Annotated in this window: 12 protein-coding genes and 1 pseudogene; 6 read left to right on the top strand and 7 right to left on the bottom strand. The window is 62.7% G+C overall.

All coding sequences use genetic code 11. The features are described from left to right. Nucleotides 1-205: 205 nt before the first annotated feature. Together dnaG and NKH70_RS25835 are read right to left on the bottom strand one after the other, a co-directional pair. Nucleotides 206-2,182 carry a DNA primase gene (dnaG, locus tag NKH70_RS25840; RefSeq protein WP_352855083.1) on the bottom strand — a complete coding sequence of 659 codons (1,977 nt, stop codon included), beginning with the start codon at nucleotides 2,180-2,182 and terminating at the stop codon, nucleotides 206-208. 156 nt (nucleotides 2,183-2,338) lie between these two features. Continuing rightward, nucleotides 2,339-2,715 (bottom strand): annotated as a pseudogene (locus NKH70_RS25835) (RcnB family protein). A gap of 378 nt (nucleotides 2,716-3,093) precedes the next feature. Here NKH70_RS25835 and NKH70_RS25830 point away from each other — a divergent pair. The 3 genes from NKH70_RS25830 (at nucleotide 3,094) to NKH70_RS25820 (ending at nucleotide 6,410) form a co-directional block, all read left to right on the top strand. Next, the gene (locus tag NKH70_RS25830) at nucleotides 3,094-4,758 is read left to right on the top strand and encodes a Na/Pi cotransporter family protein (RefSeq protein ID WP_352720871.1); all 1,665 of its coding nucleotides are present in this window, start codon (nucleotides 3,094-3,096) and stop codon (nucleotides 4,756-4,758) included. A 132-nt stretch (nucleotides 4,759-4,890) separates the two neighbouring features. Then, nucleotides 4,891-5,100 (top strand): DUF2061 domain-containing protein, encoded by a 210-nt coding sequence (locus tag NKH70_RS25825; RefSeq protein ID WP_023678301.1) that lies wholly within the window; start codon nucleotides 4,891-4,893, stop codon nucleotides 5,098-5,100. A gap of 128 nt (nucleotides 5,101-5,228) precedes the next feature. After that, nucleotides 5,229-6,410: an MFS transporter gene (locus NKH70_RS25820; RefSeq protein ID WP_352720873.1), complete on the top strand. Its 1,182-nt coding sequence runs from the start codon at nucleotides 5,229-5,231 to the stop codon at nucleotides 6,408-6,410. Between the two features lie 2 nt (nucleotides 6,411-6,412). Here NKH70_RS25820 and NKH70_RS25815 read toward each other — a convergent pair whose 3' ends face one another. Further along, nucleotides 6,413-6,970: a GNAT family N-acetyltransferase gene (locus tag NKH70_RS25815; RefSeq protein ID WP_352720874.1), complete on the bottom strand. Its 558-nt coding sequence runs from the start codon at nucleotides 6,968-6,970 to the stop codon at nucleotides 6,413-6,415. Nucleotides 6,971-7,034: 64 nt separating this feature from the next. Next, nucleotides 7,035-7,484: a GatB/YqeY domain-containing protein gene (locus tag NKH70_RS25810; protein ID WP_023678304.1), complete on the bottom strand. Its 450-nt coding sequence runs from the start codon at nucleotides 7,482-7,484 to the stop codon at nucleotides 7,035-7,037. 321 nt (nucleotides 7,485-7,805) lie between these two features. On the opposite strand from NKH70_RS25810, the gene carA reads away from it, so the two are divergent. Further along, nucleotides 7,806-9,023: a glutamine-hydrolyzing carbamoyl-phosphate synthase small subunit gene (carA, locus tag NKH70_RS25805; RefSeq protein WP_352720876.1), complete on the top strand. Its 1,218-nt coding sequence runs from the start codon at nucleotides 7,806-7,808 to the stop codon at nucleotides 9,021-9,023. Nucleotides 9,024-9,078: 55 nt separating this feature from the next. Here the strand turns inward: carA and NKH70_RS25800 are convergent, their stop codons facing one another. Continuing rightward, entirely contained in the window at nucleotides 9,079-10,347 is a 1,269-nt protein-coding gene (locus NKH70_RS25800; RefSeq protein ID WP_352720878.1) for a TCR/Tet family MFS transporter, read from the bottom strand. A gap of 151 nt (nucleotides 10,348-10,498) precedes the next feature. Beyond that, nucleotides 10,499-11,419, bottom strand: coding sequence for a KPN_02809 family neutral zinc metallopeptidase (gene ypfJ / locus NKH70_RS25795; RefSeq protein ID WP_353026387.1), 921 nt, complete (start codon nucleotides 11,417-11,419; stop codon nucleotides 10,499-10,501). A 207-nt stretch (nucleotides 11,420-11,626) separates the two neighbouring features. Here ypfJ and NKH70_RS25790 point away from each other — a divergent pair, with 207 nt between their 5' ends. Then, nucleotides 11,627-13,675 (top strand): hypothetical protein, encoded by a 2,049-nt coding sequence (locus tag NKH70_RS25790; RefSeq protein WP_353026386.1) that lies wholly within the window; start codon nucleotides 11,627-11,629, stop codon nucleotides 13,673-13,675. A gap of 34 nt (nucleotides 13,676-13,709) precedes the next feature. On the opposite strand, the gene mntR is transcribed toward NKH70_RS25790, so the two are convergent. Then, nucleotides 13,710-14,165, bottom strand: a complete 456-nt coding sequence (gene mntR / locus NKH70_RS25785; protein WP_023678308.1) for a manganese-binding transcriptional regulator MntR — start codon at nucleotides 14,163-14,165, stop codon at nucleotides 13,710-13,712. Between the two features lie 236 nt (nucleotides 14,166-14,401). On the opposite strand from mntR, the gene NKH70_RS25780 reads away from it, so the two are divergent. Further along, on the top strand, nucleotides 14,402-15,769 hold the full coding sequence (locus tag NKH70_RS25780) for an Nramp family divalent metal transporter (RefSeq protein WP_352855082.1): 1,368 nt from the start codon (nucleotides 14,402-14,404) through the stop codon (nucleotides 15,767-15,769). Nucleotides 15,770-15,896 lie beyond the last annotated feature (127 nt).

The raw sequence follows: 15,896 nt of genomic DNA, 5'->3' as shown, positions 1-15,896 counted from the left end.
GCATTCCCGTCGATGCCGGGGCGGGTTAACGTTTCGAATCGACCTGATTCCGCCATTCTGCCGGAAGGTCAAGCGCCTCTCGCATGATTCGCATGAAAAAAGCGAATCAATTACCCGACTTAGAGCACCGCACGCTTGATTCAACGCGCAAGCACGTCCTTACATTTCAGTCTTCTGGACATTTCAGTCTTCTGGAGGCTTCGATCTAAACGCGCCCAGCCCTGCCCGACGATACGCCAAACCCTTCGATCAGCGCTTCCGTTGCCTGCACATCACGAAATTGCGCCTGGATTTCGACCAGGTGCCGGTAGTTTTCGTCCGTGGGATCGCTGGCGAGCGCTGCTTCCGCCTGCTTCAGCTCCTTATGTAAGGTGCGCGCGCTGCGCTGCAAGTGGAGAGCCTGGCTGAACGCGTCGCGAGCATCGTCGAGTGCTGCCGTTTCCAGCGCCGGCCATTGCCGCGCACGTTTGATCAGCGCCACCGCGCGCTGCCAGATCTCACCGCAGCCGGCCCGCTCGATCGTCGCGATCACTGCGTTGCGGTCGTTGGCCATATCATGCGCCATGGCGTCGAGGATGGCCGCATGCAGCCGCTTCAGATCGGAATTGGCGAGATCGAGGAACTCGACATGGGCGAAATTCTCGTCGATCAGCACGGGATGGTTGACGAGGGCCGCAATGATCGTCGCCTCGCGCACCGACATGCCCTCGCCGCCGCGTTTGACCAGCGCCGAGCGGCCGAGGCTTTCGGTGATCGCGGTGCGCCCACCGGCACCGCCGCCACGTGCAAACTGCCCGCCGGGTGCTGAGGCCCTGCCCTGAAAGCGCTCACCGGGCCGTCCGTCCTGACGTCCCTGGCGTCCGCGCTGGGTCCCGAAGAAGCTCTGTACCCGCTCGCGCATTTCCTGTTGGTAATGATAGCGAAGGCTCTCGTCGCGGATGCGGCTGGTCAGTTCGCGCAGCGTCTTTTCGAGCTCCGCCCGCCGTTCCGGCGTGTCGAAGATGCCGCCGGCGGTCTCGCGCATCCACAAGAGGTCGGCCAGCGGCCGCGCCTCGGAAAGCACGGCGCGGAATGCGTCCGGCCCTTCGGCCTTGACCAGATCGTCGGGATCCTTGCCCTCCGGCAGCAGGGCGAAGCGCACGGAGCGGCCTGCCTGGACCGCCGGTAGCGCCATGTCGGCGGCGCGCCACGCTGCCTTCAACCCGGCCTGGTCGCCGTCGAAGCACAGCACCGGCTCGCCAGCCATGCGCCATAGAAGTTCGAGCTGGTTTTCAGTCAATGCGGTGCCGAGCGGCGCCACCACGTTTTCGAAGCCGGCCTGCGCCAGCGCGATCACATCCATGTAGCCTTCGACCGCAATGACCGTGCCGCCCTTGGCCAGCGTCCCCTTTCCCAGCGCCGCCTTTCCCAGCGCTTGGCGCGCACGGGCGAAATTGTAAAGGACGTTGCCCTTGTGGAAGAGCTCCGTATCGGGCGAGTTCATGTATTTGGCCAGCGCATCCGGCGCCAGTGCCCGCCCGCCGAAGGCGATGATCTTGCCCCTGGAATCCGGGATCGGGAACATGATGCGGTCGCGGAACCAATCGTAGGAAACCGGAACGTCGTCGCCACGGCGCACCAGCCCGCACGCCTCGATGTCGGCCTTGGGGACACCCTTGGCGGCAAGGTGCTCCTTCAGCGCGTTGCGGCTGTCGGGGGCATAGCCGAGGCGGAAAGACTGCTGCGTCGCCGGTGTCAGCCCACGGTCGCGCAGATAGGCGCGGGCCTTTGCCCCTTCCGGTCCCTGTAGCCGTTCCTGGAAGAACACCGTCGCCATCTCCATGACATCGGTCAGGCTGGCGCGTTCCTTTTCGCGCCGTTCCTCATCGGCGTCGCGAACCGGCATCGGCACGCCGGCCATGTCGGCGATCTTCTCGACTGCCTCGGGAAAGCTCATCCCATCGAGTTCGGTCAAGAACTTGAAATGGTCGCCCGAAACCGAGCAGCCGAAACAGTGATAACGGCCCTTCTTGTCCTCGCAGTGGAAGGACGGGCTCTTCTCGCCATGGAACGGACAGCACGCCCAATAATCGCCGCGTGGCGCGTTGGTCTTCTTCCTGTCCCACGCGACGCGCTGGCCGATCACCGAAGAAATCGGTACGCGGTCGCGGATCTCGTCGAGGAAAGCAGGCGGAAAGCGCATGGGGGACAGCTCGTTTGGCCTCCATATAATCACACGGGCGAAGCCCGACGACTCCTAATGGCGACCATACCCGGTTTTCACAGGCCAAAAGAGAAGGCGGGCCGCGGGCCGCCTTGTCGATCTAATCCGGCGCAGCGCCGGTCAGCCGTTCCGCACCTACTGCGCGGCGATGGCGCCGAAGATCAGGCCGGAGAGAACGCTGACCAGCAGATAGTCATTGCCGACCCGGATCCATTCCTGGCCGGGACCCGGACGGCGCAGGCCATAGTGGCGATAGTCGCGGATCGGCTGGTGACGCTTCCAGCTCGAATATCTCTGGCCGTTGCGCCAATGGCTGCGCTTCACCACGATCTTCTTCTTCACTATGACGCGCCTGTTCACGTCGACATGCTTGTTCACGTCGACATGCCTGCCGGGCCTTTGCCAGTCGACCTGGCTGTAGTTCGACTGCGGCGCGTTTGGTGTGTTCAGTGGTGCAGCCTGGTTGCAGCCAGCATCGAGAAGGCAACGGCGGAAAGAACGATACGTTTCATAGCGGGTACTCCTTGGTTGTCGATGCCTACGGAATAGAGCCGGAAGAATGAACCGAAACTGAACACAGAGATTACGTTTTCGTAATCATTTCTTACATTTAGCACGACTAATTCAGCGCTACCTTTAAAGCGGCCGTCCGAGAATGGACGCATGACCCTCCGCAACTCGGCAGTCTATGCAACCATTTTGTCAGCCATCCATTTCCGACACGCTCCGTCGCGTGCCAACAGGCGTCCGAACCGCGCAAAATTTATTATTCGGCTAAAATAAATCGGAGTTATATTAACCTCTGCAATGTCCACGATTCGCGCCCACTTTTGCCCCTTTGACGTCACGGCGCCCGCGTCGCTGATACCGGTCGGGTTGCGGGGTCGGGCATGAGTGGCTCCGTCGTTTTGCTGCACCTTGCCGGTGCGGTCGCACTGATGCTGTTTGCCACCCGTTTGGTGAAGACCGGCGTCGAGCGCGCCTATGGCGATGTGCTGCGCCACAAACTGCGCGCCACAATGCGCAATCCGTTCATGGCGGTTCTGGCCGGCTGCGGCCTAGCTGTCGCACTGCAAAGCTCGACCGCCGTCACCTTGCTGGTCGGCTCATTCGCCGGCTCCGGTATTGTCAGCGGCATGTCGGGCCAGCTTGCGGTGCGCGGTGCCGAGATCGGCTCGGCCCTGGTGGTCAAGCTGCTTACCTTCGATCTGTCGCTGCTGGTGCCGGTCTGCCTTGTCGCCGGCACGGTGATGTTCATGGCCACCGAGCGGCGCGACTGGCGCCAGTTCGGCCGCATCCTGGTCGGCATCGGCCTGCTGCTTTTGTCGCTGGAGATGATCGGCCAGGCGTCGGAGCCGCTACGCCAGAGCACGCTGATGCCACTCATCGTCGATTACTTCTCTGGCGATCCGGTCACCGCCTACCTTCTGGCGGCGTTGGTCACCTGGCTGTTCCATTCCTCGATCGCCGCGGTGCTGCTGATGGTGACGCTGGCCGGCCGCGGCTTCATCCCGCCCGAACTCGGCATCGTGCTGGTGCTCGGTGTCAATCTCGGCTCTTCGATCATCGCGCCGCTTCTAACCCGCAACGCAGAACCCGGCGTTCGTATCGTGCCGATCGGCAATCTCCTGATGCGCGGCATGGGTTCGCTGATCATGCTGATCCTGTTCCTGACGTTCAGGCCGCCGGTCGCCTTCTTGGGCAGCACCGTGCCCGAGCAGATCGTCAATGCCCACATCGTCTTCAACATCCTGATCCTGATCGCCGGCCTGCCGCTGGCGAGCCTGGTCTATCGTGCCTCGGAAAAGATCGTGGCGCTGGGCACCAAGCCGCAGCCCGCCAACGCGCTCGACGTCGTCGAGCTTTCGGCGCTCAACGAAAGTGCGCTCGACGTGCCGAGCCAGGCTTTGGCCAACGCCACCCGCGAGGTGGTGCGGGTCTGCGAGACGGTCGAGATCATGCTGAAACGGATCATCGAACTCTATGAGAGCGCCGACGCCGACAAGATCAGCGCGCTGGCCGCGCTCGACGACCGTGTCGACAGGAAGCACGCGGCGATAAAGCTCTATCTGGCCAAGGTCACCAAGAACCCGCTGAGCGAGGACGAGGCGCTGCGTTGCCAGGAGCTGATCGGCGCCTGCGTCAAGCTGGAGCAGGTCGGCGACATCATCGTGCGCAACATGCTGGTCCACGTGAAGAAGAAATTCGAGCGCGGGCTGGAGTTCACGCCGGAAGGCTGGCGCGAGCTTTGCGCCTTCCATGCCTTGGTGCTTGCCAATGCCAGGCTTGCCTTCAACGTGCTGGTGTCTCGCGATCCGGAGACCGCTCGCCAGTTGGTGCTGGAAAAGGACCGGCTGCGCGACCGCGAGAAGGAAACCAGCCAGAGCCATTTCGTGCGGCTGCGCGACGGCACCGCCAAGAGCGTCGAGACCAGCTCCATCCATCTCGACACCATTCGTGACCTCAAGCAGATCAACTCGCTGCTCGCCTCGATGGCCTATCCCGTGCTCGAGGAGCGCGGCCTGCTCACCGGTTCGCGGCTGAAGGCTGGATAGATTGCGTCCACAAGCCGGGTAGCTTCAGAACATCGCCTATGAAAATTGCTGTGGGCCAATGCGCAAAAATTATCTTTGCGCCACCTCCTGTCTGTCGGCTAAAGATCGCCGCATCTACCGGAAGGAAAGTCGATGGACACCCATTCTCGCAGCTTCGCCAAAGCGCTTTCCTGGCGCGTCACCGGTACCATCGACACGATGATCATTTCGCTCGTCGTGACCGGAAGCATCAAGCTCGCCGCGGCCATCGGCCTGACCGAGGTCGTCACCAAGTCGCTACTCTACTATCTTCACGAGCGGGCGTGGCTGAAAATTCCTTATGGAAGGAAGGCAGCCGCCTAGCTCTTGCCTCCGCGGCGGGCGCCTGACCGGCGATCAAGAAAAGCTAAAGCGGCGTCGACAATTTCTGGATTGCCCGCCGCCCTCATCCGTGGTTTGAGGCCACCTTATCCGAGGATCGCCTTTCCGCCATGCTCCCCCTCATTGCCCTGTTCATTGCCGCCTTCGCCTTCGGCACCACCGAATTCGTCATAGCCGGCGTGCTGCCGCAGGTGGCGGATGGCCTTGGCGTCGCGATCCCGACCGCCGGTTATCTCGTTTCCGGCTATGCCGGCGGCATTGCAGTCGGCGGCCCGCTGCTGGCGCTCGCTACCAAAAGGTTCTCCCGCAAGGCTCTGCTGCTTGGACTGACTGCGGCTTTTACCATCGGCCAGGCGGCCTGCGCGCTGGCGCCCGACTTCGCCTCGATGCTGCTGTTGCGGATAGCGGTGGCCGTCGCGCATGGTGCCTATTTCGGCGTTGCCATGGTGGTGGCCGTCGGCCTGGTGCGCGAAGACCAGCGCGGCATGGCGGTAGCGCTGATCCTGTCCGGCCTCACCGTATCGAACGTAATCGGCGTTCCGGCCGGCACAGCAATCGGCAACATCTGGGGATGGCGTGCGACATTCTGGGTGATGTGCGCGCTCGGCGTGGTGGCCTTCGCGGCAATCGGCGCCCTGCTGCCGCGCAAGACGGGATCGTCGAACCCGTCCGTCAGTCTTGGCAGTGAGGTCCGCGTACTCGCACGCCAGCAGGTCTGGACCTCGCTCATCATCATGCTGATGCTGATGATCGGCCAGTTCGGCCTGTTCACCTACATCACGCCGACGCTGCTTGAGGTCACCGGCCTCGACGAGAAATGGATACCTTGGGTGCTCCTGCTCAACGGTGTCGGCGCAACGATCGGCGTCTTTGTCGGCGGGCGGCTCGCTGACTGGAAGCTGATGCCGTCGCTTATCGCCATGCTTTTCCTGCAGGCGGTGATGCTCGCCTTGATCTACGCCGTCAGTTCTTACCCGCTGCCGATGGTGATAGCGATCTTCGTCTGGGGCGGCCTCAACTTCGCCATCGGCACGCCGATCCAGACCCGCATCCTGACCTGGACCGCGGACGCCTCCAACCTTGCCTCGTCACTCATTCCGTCGGGCTTCAACGTCGGCATCGCACTCGCCGCATCGCTCGGCGCGGCCATGCTCAATGCCGGCTATGGCTATCGCAGCCTGCCGGTGGTTGGCGCGATCGCCATGCTGGTCGCGGTCGCGGTCGCGCTTGCCTCGCATGTCTGGGAATGGCGCAGCCGGGCTGCGCCGCCGCTGCCGGCTGCCGCCGAATAGGACTACAGATCGATCCGGTAGCGCAGGCTTTCTACGCCGCCATAGGCAGCGTCTTCGAAGAAACGCCCGACAAGCCGGCCGCCATTGGCCAGAACGACCTTCTGCGAGGGCACATTGTGAGGCTTGCAGGTGATTTCGACGAAGGGCAGGCCAACCGCCCTCGCCTCCTCCAGCATCAGCCGCAGCGCCTCGGTCGCATAGCCACGTCCCTGTTTCCACGGCACCACCGCATAGCCGATGTGGCCGAGCACGTGCGACGGCAGCGCCGCGGTGCCGGGCTGCCAGCGCAAGCCGATCGAGCCTAAGACTTCCCCGTCCCAGATCCAGCGCCGGAATCCGGGCAGCCGCGGCACCGTCGAACCGTCCGGCAAGGCAATCGGCGGTCCCTTGCCATCGGAATCGTCGAGATCGGCAAGGAAAGTCGCTGGATCCTTTTCGATAGCCGCAAGCTGCTCGCGCGTCGCGTCGAGCAGCCGCACATTGTCCGGCGACCAGCCGCGCTCGAGGGCCGCCTTGTAGGACGGCAGGTGTTCAAACGCCGGTTTGACGAGTTCGATCATGAGCGCGAGCTTTTGGCTGTCCGCCAGGATTGCGGGCGCGACGGCAAGGGCCTTCCACAGCAGTCTACTGAAGCAGGCTCTTGACGATGCCGCTCGCCTTGGAGAAATCCATCTGCCCGGCGTATTTTTCCTTGAGCGCCGCCATCACCTTGCCCATGTCCTTGACGCCGCTGGCGCCTGTCTCGGCGATGGCGGAACGGACGGCGCTTTCCGTCTCGGCCTGGCCCAGTTGCGTCGGCAGGAAGTCGCGGATGATCGCCATCTCGTCGCGCTCCTGCGCTGCAAGCTCCGGCCGCTTGCCGTCATCGAACGCCTTGGCCGATTCCTCGCGCTGCTTCACCATCTTGGCAAGGATCTGCAGGATTTCGTCGTCGCTGGCCGGCTCCTTCCCGGCGCCGCGATTGGCGATGTCGCGATCATGAATGGCCGCCTGGATCAGCCGCAATGTGGGCAGCCGGCGCTTGTCCTGCGCCTTCATCGCGCTCTTCAGGGATTCGGCGATTTTTCCTCGCATAGTGCTTTCTCCTTCGAATGCGGCGGACAATAGTCGTGCCGATAGCTCAAGGCAAACTCGATGGCGTCCGGCAAACCGCTGATATTGTTCGACGAAATAAATCCAGGCTCGCACGGCGCGGCATCATTGACCGCCTTGGCGCCTTCCCCTATGTACTGGGCCTTGCATGAATTAAATTCTAGTGCACGTCGCCCAAAAGTGCGTAGCGGTTTTGGGGCCACGACATGCACAAGTGAAAAGTTAGCGCGCCGAGGCTGTGAGATTGCCGCTTCGCGCCTTTTGTTGCGCCGATTGAGGGGCGCAGCCTTTAGGAGTGCCGCCATGGCAACGATGACCGCCGCGTCGACCCCCCCTTGGGCCACCGAGAGGCCGACAGCCCTGCTGGTGCTGGCCGACGGCACCGTCATCGAGGGCCGCGGTCTGGGCGCTTCCGGCTCCGCCGTGGCTGAGGTCTGCTTCAACACCGCGCTGACCGGCTACCAGGAAATCCTCACTGACCCATCCTATGCCGGCCAGATCGTCACTTTCACCTTTCCGCATATCGGCAATATCGGCACCAATGACGAAGACATCGAGGACCTCAATCCGCTGGCCCGCGCCGGCGCCGTCGGCGCCGTGTTCAAGGCCGATGTCACCAACCCGTCGAACTACCGCGCCGGAGCCGGCCTCGACCAGTGGCTGAAGAAGCGCGGCATCGTCGCACTTTCGGGCATCGACACGCGGGCGCTGACCGCGCTGATCCGCGAAAAGGGCATGCCCAATGCCGTCATCGCGCACGCCCCAGACGGTACCTTCGACATCGATGACCTCAAGCGCCGCGCCGCCGCCTGGTCCGGGCTCATCGGGCTTGATCTGGCCAAGGAGGTCACCTCCGGCCAGTCCTCGGTCTGGCGCGAGACGCCCTGGGTCTGGAACGAGGGCTTTGGCGAACAGGCCGACCCGTCGATGCACGTCGTCGCCATCGACTACGGCGTCAAGCGCAACATATTGCGCCTGCTGGCCGGCCTCGGCGCCAAGGTCACCGTGGTGCCGGCCAAGACCGGCGCCGAGGAGATCATGGCGATGCGGCCGGACGGCATTTTTCTGTCCAACGGCCCCGGCGATCCGGAAGCCACCGGCGACTACGCCGTGCCGGTCATCCAGGATCTGTTGAAGACCGAAATCCCGCTGTTCGGCATCTGCCTCGGCCACCAGATGCTGGCGCTGGCGCTGGGCGGCAAGACCGCAAAAATGCATCAGGGCCACCACGGCGCCAACCATCCGGTCAAGGACCACACCACCGGCAAGGTCGAGATCGTCTCGATGAACCACGGCTTTGCCGTCGACGCCGACTCGTTGCCGAGCGGCGTCGAGGAAACCCATGTCTCGCTGTTCGACGGTTCGAATTGCGGCATTGCGCTGACCGGCAAGCCGGTCTTCTCGGTCCAGCATCATCCGGAAGCCTCGCCCGGCCCGCAGGATTCGCATTATCTGTTCCGCCGTTTCGTCAATCTGATCCGCGAAAAGCGCGGCGAGCCGGCACTGGCCGAGCGTGTCTAGCGCATTGCGTAAAAACGGATTTGACTGACGGCGCCGGCCGGGCTCCCGGCGCCGATCAAGCCCCGTCCGTCACCGCTTGCTGCGCGTGCATGCGTTTGACTTCCTTCGGCGTCGGCTTGGCCACCCTACTGACGAAGACGACGAGCGCCAGCGTGAGGAAAATCGCGCCGAGCAGATACGGGGCACCGCCGAAAACTATGGGCGCGCTCGGCCCCGTGAACCAGGAAAAGATCGCCGTATAAAACAGCGGTGTGATGATTGAGGTGATCGAGAAGATCGAGGTCATCGCGCCCTGGAGTTCGCCCTGGGCGGAGGGTGGCACCTTGGCGGCCGCCAGGCTTCTGAGCGGCGGGTCGGCCAACGCCTCGAGACATCCGACGACGATCACTGCATAGACCATCCAGCCTTGTGACGCGAAGGCGTAGCCGAAGGCGCTGAGTGCGGTAAATGCCAGACCGATTACCGCCGTCTTCCACTCGCCAAGTGTAGGGATCACGCGCGGCAGGACTGTCGCCATGACGATCGCGCCGCACAGGCCAAAGGCTCCGAGCGAGAAGCCGATCTGTTGTTCGCTCCAGCCATAGCGATAACTGGAGACGAACGACCAGACCGCAGGATACATCATGTGCCCGAGCGTCATCAGAAAGAAGACAAGTCCGATCCAGCCGATACCTTCATAGTTGCGCATCTGGACGAGCGTGCCGACCGGGTTCGCGCGTTTCCACGCGAAGCGGCGACGGTGCTTGTTATCAAGCGTTTCCGGCAACAGAAACAGCGCGATCAGAAAGTTTGCGAAAGCAAGCCCTGCAGCGAAATAGAACGGAACGCGCGGCCCGAACGTGCCGAGCAACCCGCCCAGGACCGGCCCGATGACGAAGCCGACGCCGAAAGCAATGCCGAGCAGCCCGAAATTCTTCGCACGATTTTCGTCGGTCGAGATATCGGCAATGAATGCCGATGTCGTTGAATAGCTGGCGCCGGAAATGCCGGCCAGCACGCGGCCAATGAACAGCATCGGATAGGACCAGGCGATAGCGCAGATCAGATTGTCGATAGCGAACGTCAGCACCGAGGCGAGCAGAATCGGCCGCCGCCCGAACCGGTCGCTCAACCCGCCCATCACTGGTGCGAAAACGAACTGCATCGCCGCATAGACGAAGAACAGCCAGCCGCCCTCGATAGCCGCCTCACTGATGCCGACGCCGGTCAATTCCCTGAGATAGGCCGGCAGCACCGGCATAATGATACCGAAGCCAATGACGTCGAGCAGCAGGGTGGTGAAAACAAGCGCAAGGCCCCGCCTGGCGGTTTTGGGGTCTATCATGATGGTATCTCCTCGGGCCGCCCGAGCGAACGGGAACACACCTTATAGGCGAGCACATCGCTGGGAACAATGAGGGAACGGGCAGAGTGTTTTCATCCTGACATCCCCCTGACTGCGATCCAGTCTCTCGGATTACGAGAAAACCGTCGGCTCAGATCGGGTTGTTGAACGTGTCGCAGTCCGATAGCTTGCCGTTCTGGAAGCCGCGCGCCAGCCAGGTCTGCCGCTGCTGAGACGTGCCGTGGTTGAAACTTTCCGGCACGACGTAGCCCTGCATCTTCTTCTGCAGCGTGTCGTCGCCGATCTGCTTGGCGGCGTTCAGTGCCTCCGCCATGTCGCCCTGTTCCAAAATGCCCTTCTGACCGGTGAAATGTGCCCAGATGCCGGCAAAGCAGTCGGCCTGGAGCTCGACCTGCACCGACATCTGGTTGGCGTCGCCCTCGCTCATATTCTGCCGCATCTGGTTGAATTTGGGCAGGATGCCGGTCAGGTTCTGCACGTGATGGCCGACCTCGTGCGCGATAACATAGGCCTGTGCGAAATCGCCCGAGGCGCCGAACTGCTGGTCGAGTTGCTGGAAGAAGGTGGTATCGAGATAGACCTTGCGATCGTTGGGACAGTAGAATGGTCCGGCCGCTGACGAGGCAGAACCGCAGGCGGAGCGGATCTGACCGCTGAACAGGACCAGTTTTGGATCTTGATAGGTCAGACCTTCGGATTGGAAAATACCGGTCCACGTATCCTCGGTCTCGGCCAGCACGGTCGACACGAACTGCTTCATCTCGTCGGACGCCGGCGCACCGGTGCCGCCGCCCTGCCCGCCGCTATTGTCGGTGATCTGGCCGCCGCCGCCAGGCTGCAAGCCGCTGTCATCGAGAATTTGGCTCGGGTCGAAGCCGAAATACCACCCTGCCAGGAAAATCAACGCTACGATGATAATGCCCGACATGCCGCCGCCGCCGGCGCGACCGCCGATCGGGATGCGAAACTGCCCCGGACTGCCGCCAAGCCCGCCACTCTGGCCGCGCTCGTCCTCGACATTGTCACTTTGACGGCGGCCTCTCCAGAGCATGACAACTCCCCGTGATGCACGTTTGCACTCAACCCGCCGATGTCCTGGCCGGTTCCAACCCAGCAAACAATTATCCCAATGGTTACGCCAAGTCACAGTATTTTTCGCGCTAACGAGCAATGCCTGCTGACGCGGGTCTGCTCTGGCTTAGACGTCGCAAGGTCTGTAGCATCCACCGTGGCTGTGGAAGCGAGGGGGCGCTTGCGGATGCTCGGGCGGGTTCTGTTGCTGTTTGCGGCATTGTCTTGCCTAGGCCCCGCGCCGGCCAGCGCCGTCACTCTCGATTCCAGTGTCGCAATCACCGATCCCGAGACCTTGCAGGCGCTCGAGCGCGGCGGGCTATCGATCAGCCGTCTGCTTGGGCCAGCGCTCGGACTGACACGCGACGTCGACAATCGCGGGCTGTTTTCGGTGCGCGCGCTGAGCCCGGTCCGCAACGCCGTCAAACAGCAGATCTTAGACGAACCAAGGAACAGCCCCGACTCCTATGTAGCCGCTCTGGCAAAGTCGAAAGACATCAACCAGAAGTTCAATCCGAAATACATCGACGACGACGGTTCGACGCTGGACCTGACCGGCATCGTCAATCGCATGGATCGCGGCTATCTCGGCCACACCGAATGCGGCGAGATCAGGCTGATCTACCGCTTCCACTATTCGGTCGAGGAGAAGCCTGGGCAACGCATTTCGTCGCGCCTGCCGCTGACCCTGAGCCTGGTCTTCAACGCCATACCGGCTTCGGCACAGACTCGCGCCTCGAAGGACCGTCCGCGCTCGGCTAACGGTTCCTGCGCGGACGTGGCGAAGCGCTGGCTTGTCGCCGGGCAGAAGAATCTGGAGCCGGATCAACTGGCGGCCTGGCTGCGCTCGGAAGAAGGCCCGCTTTCCAGCGCGATGTTGAATTCTTCGCAGACCATGCGGCTCGAGCTCAACATGCAGGTCGTGCGCCTATCGGCTTCGAGCCGGCGAGATTTCGGCGGCCACGCCGAGTATCTGTTGAAGGTATTCAAGTGGGACCCTGCCAAAGCCATTTTCCAGGAAGCGAAAATGGAGAACCAGATCGACCGCAAGCTGGTGCTGGCCGACAGGCAAACCTTCGAAAGATGGCTGCTCACCGACCGCAACATCTATGATCTCGACCGTGGCCGTCTGGTGATCGACGAAAAATTCCTCGCGACCACCGCGGTTTCGGTGGCACCCGGCGGTATGAACCGGTCGCAAAACAATTTGGCTTTTGGGCTGCTCGACGACGATGCTATCGACAAAGCGCTCAGGGACTATGTCGCCAAGGGCAATACGCTTCGCACCGTCAAATCGGTGGCCGGCTTCAATCTGCGCCTCAACGAGATGACCTGCACCGGCTGTCACCAGACGCACGGCATCGCCGGGTTCCATTACACCGGCGCCGACCCGGCCAACGAACCGCGCCGCAACGCGGTGTTCGTGCCGGGCTCGGCTGTGTTTTTTGCCGACCTGCCGCGCCGCCGCGCCATTGTCGAGTCGTTCGCCGCTGGCAGACACCCGGATTTCAGCCGCGGCTTTGCCGGCCGTCCGGAGGCAAAATACGCCGAAGCGCTGGAAGGCACCGATCTCTACAATGGATGGGGCTCGATCTGCTATCGCGGCGCCGACCCAAGTTTCGTGGACTGGACCTGCGACGAAGGCCTGCGTTGCGCCGGGGTCCACGAGAGCGCCATCCATCCGGGCTTTGGTACCTGCGTCAGCGAGGCCGGCACCGCGGTCGGCGATCCGGTGGAGTTCGGCGAGATCAGGATGTCGAAATGGGGCAACGACCAATATTGCCGTCTGTCACCGGCAACCGCGAAGGCCTGCGCCATCGACCCGGCCAGGGACAGAAAACCGCCGATAAAGCTCGCCGGCTACGGCGCGGCGCGCCAGCGTTACGATAATCCCGAGCAGAAGACTGGCGGCTTTCCCGGCGGCATGCTGCGCAAGGCGACCTGCGAAAAGCTGCCCGACGAGGCAAGCTGCGGCCGCCTCGCCAAGACCGGCTTCAACGACTGCATAGGCTCCGGCAAGGACCACAAATTCTGCACCAGGGAATTCACCAAGACCGCTGGCCTGCGTGCTTGCGACAAGGCCCATCCCTGCCGCGAGGACTATATCTGCACCGCCGGTTTTGACGATCTGCCGGAAGCAAAGCCCGGCAAGGGCACTTGCATCCCACCCTATTTCATCTTCCAGTTTCGCGTCGATGGTCACCCGCGCAACTGGGTGCAGGATACGAACGAGTGAGCAGGTCAGTCGCACTGCATATCGCTTCGATCAATCAGCGCGCGGCGATTATTGCCTTGCGAAAGGCTTCGAGCGTCTCGGCGCTGACATGGTGCTCGATGCCTTCGGCGTCGATGCGCGCCGTCTCGGCGCTGACCCCGAGCGAGCGCAGGAAGGCCTCGACCGTCTGGTGGCGAATGCGGCTCTCTTCCGCAACCTTGCGGCCGGCATCGGTCAGGAACACGCCGCGATAGGGCTTCCGGGAGACCAGCCCGTCGGCGCACAGCCGCGTCAGCATTTTCGCCACCGTCGGCTGGGCGACGCCGAGCCGTGCCGCGATGTCGACCTGGCGCGCCTCGTTGCCATCCTCGATCAGGTCGGCGATGAGCTCGACATAATCCTCGACCAGCGCACTGCGGCGCGCTTCACGCGTCTGCCTGAAGCCTTCCGAGTGGATTTCTGCGTCAGGCAGCGGCTTTTCGCGAGGAACCGGTCTTTTCTTCAGCGCCAATACGCGCTCCTCCCGGCAGTTTGAATCGACATTGCAGTCATAACACGGAACCCTATTGGTTCTGGCCGTTTATTTCCATTCGGTGGCCGGTGCAACCGGCGTTCACTGCCGTTCCGGCCGCACGGCCAAGCGGCCACACGAAAAAGCTCCGACAATGAAATATAGCATATTGCATAATGTTCAGCCGTGGCATAGATAAGGAGGCAACATCTATCGCGCGAGTGGAAAGCCAGTTCATGTCGGAAGCCGAAGCCACCTCAGCCCCCCGGTCCATGTGGCGATTTGCCCGCCCGGAGGACGGCGAGCAGCCCAGCCTTCGCGAAGTCAACGCCACGATCGCCGTGCCGCACTCGGGGATTTGGCTTCGCCGGCTGTTCGCCTTCATGGGGCCGGGCTACATGGTTTCGGTCGGCTACATGGATCCGGGCAATTGGGCGACCGACCTCGCCGGCGGGGCCCAGTTCGGTTACACGCTGCTGTTCATCATCATGTTGTCGAACCTGATGGCGATCCTGCTGCAGGCGCTCGCCGCCCGGCTCGGCATCGCCACCGGCCGCGACCTCGCGCAGGCGTGCCGCGCCTATTATCCGCGACCGGTCAATTTCATGCTTTGGGTCGCTTGCGAATTGGCCATCATCGCCTGCGACCTGGCCGAGGTCATTGGTACGGCGATCGCCTTGCAACTGCTGTTCGGGATTCCGCTGATCGGCGGCGCCATCATCACCGCGCTCGATGCCTTCCTGCTGTTGTTGCTGATGAACAAGGGCTTCCGTTTCCTCGAGGCCTTCATCATAGCGCTTTTGATCATCATCTTCGGCTGCTTCGCCATCCAGATCTTTGCCGCCGCGCCGCCGGTCGGCTCCATCCTGCATGCGATGTTCGTGCCGTCGTCCGAGATCGTCACCAATCCGGCCATGCTTTACATCGCCATCGGCATCATCGGCGCCACGGTGATGCCGCACAATCTCTACCTGCACTCCTCGATCGTGCAGACCCGCGCCTATGAGCGCACCGATCGCGGCAAGCGCGACGCCATCAAATGGGCGACGACCGACTCTACCATCGCGCTGATACTGGCGCTGTTCGTCAATGCCTCCATCCTGATCGTATCGGCGGTGGCGTTCCACGGCACCGGTCATCATGACGTTGCCGAGATCGGCCAGGCCTTCCAGCTTCTGTCGCCGCTGCTCGGCCTCGGCATCGCTTCGATCCTGTTTGCCGTAGCGCTGCTTGCCTCCGGCCTGAACTCGACGGTCACGGCGACGCTGGCCGGCCAGATCGTGATGGAAGGCTTCCTGCGGCTGCGCATCCCGCAATGGGCGCGCCGCCTGCTGACGCGCGGCATCGCCATCATCCCGGTGGTGGTGGTCACTGCGCTCTATGGCGAGAAGGGAACCGGCCAGTTGCTGGTCTTCAGCCAGGTAATCCTGTCGATGCAGCTTCCCTTCGCTGTCGTACCGCTGGTGCAGTTCGTCTCGGACAAGCGCAAGATGGGTAATTTCGCCATTTCCCGCGCTGTTGCCGTGCTGGCCTGGGTGGTCGCCGCGCTCATCCTGGTGCTCAACTTCAAGCTGCTCTACGATACGGTCGTCGGTCTGGGCTGAGCGTTTCTCTGCTCCAAGCCGACGCAACAAGGTCGGCAGTCATCTGCCCTTCCAGCCCTGGAAATTTGCCGACCGCTGTCGGACAAATGTCCGTTCGCCCGTCCTTGGCCCGAAGTCCGGCCATGAC

Source organism: Mesorhizobium sp. M0991 (assembly GCF_040318915.1).
Classification (GTDB): Bacteria; Pseudomonadota; Alphaproteobacteria; order Rhizobiales; family Rhizobiaceae; genus Mesorhizobium.
This window is presented reverse-complemented; position numbering and strand designations above follow the sequence as displayed.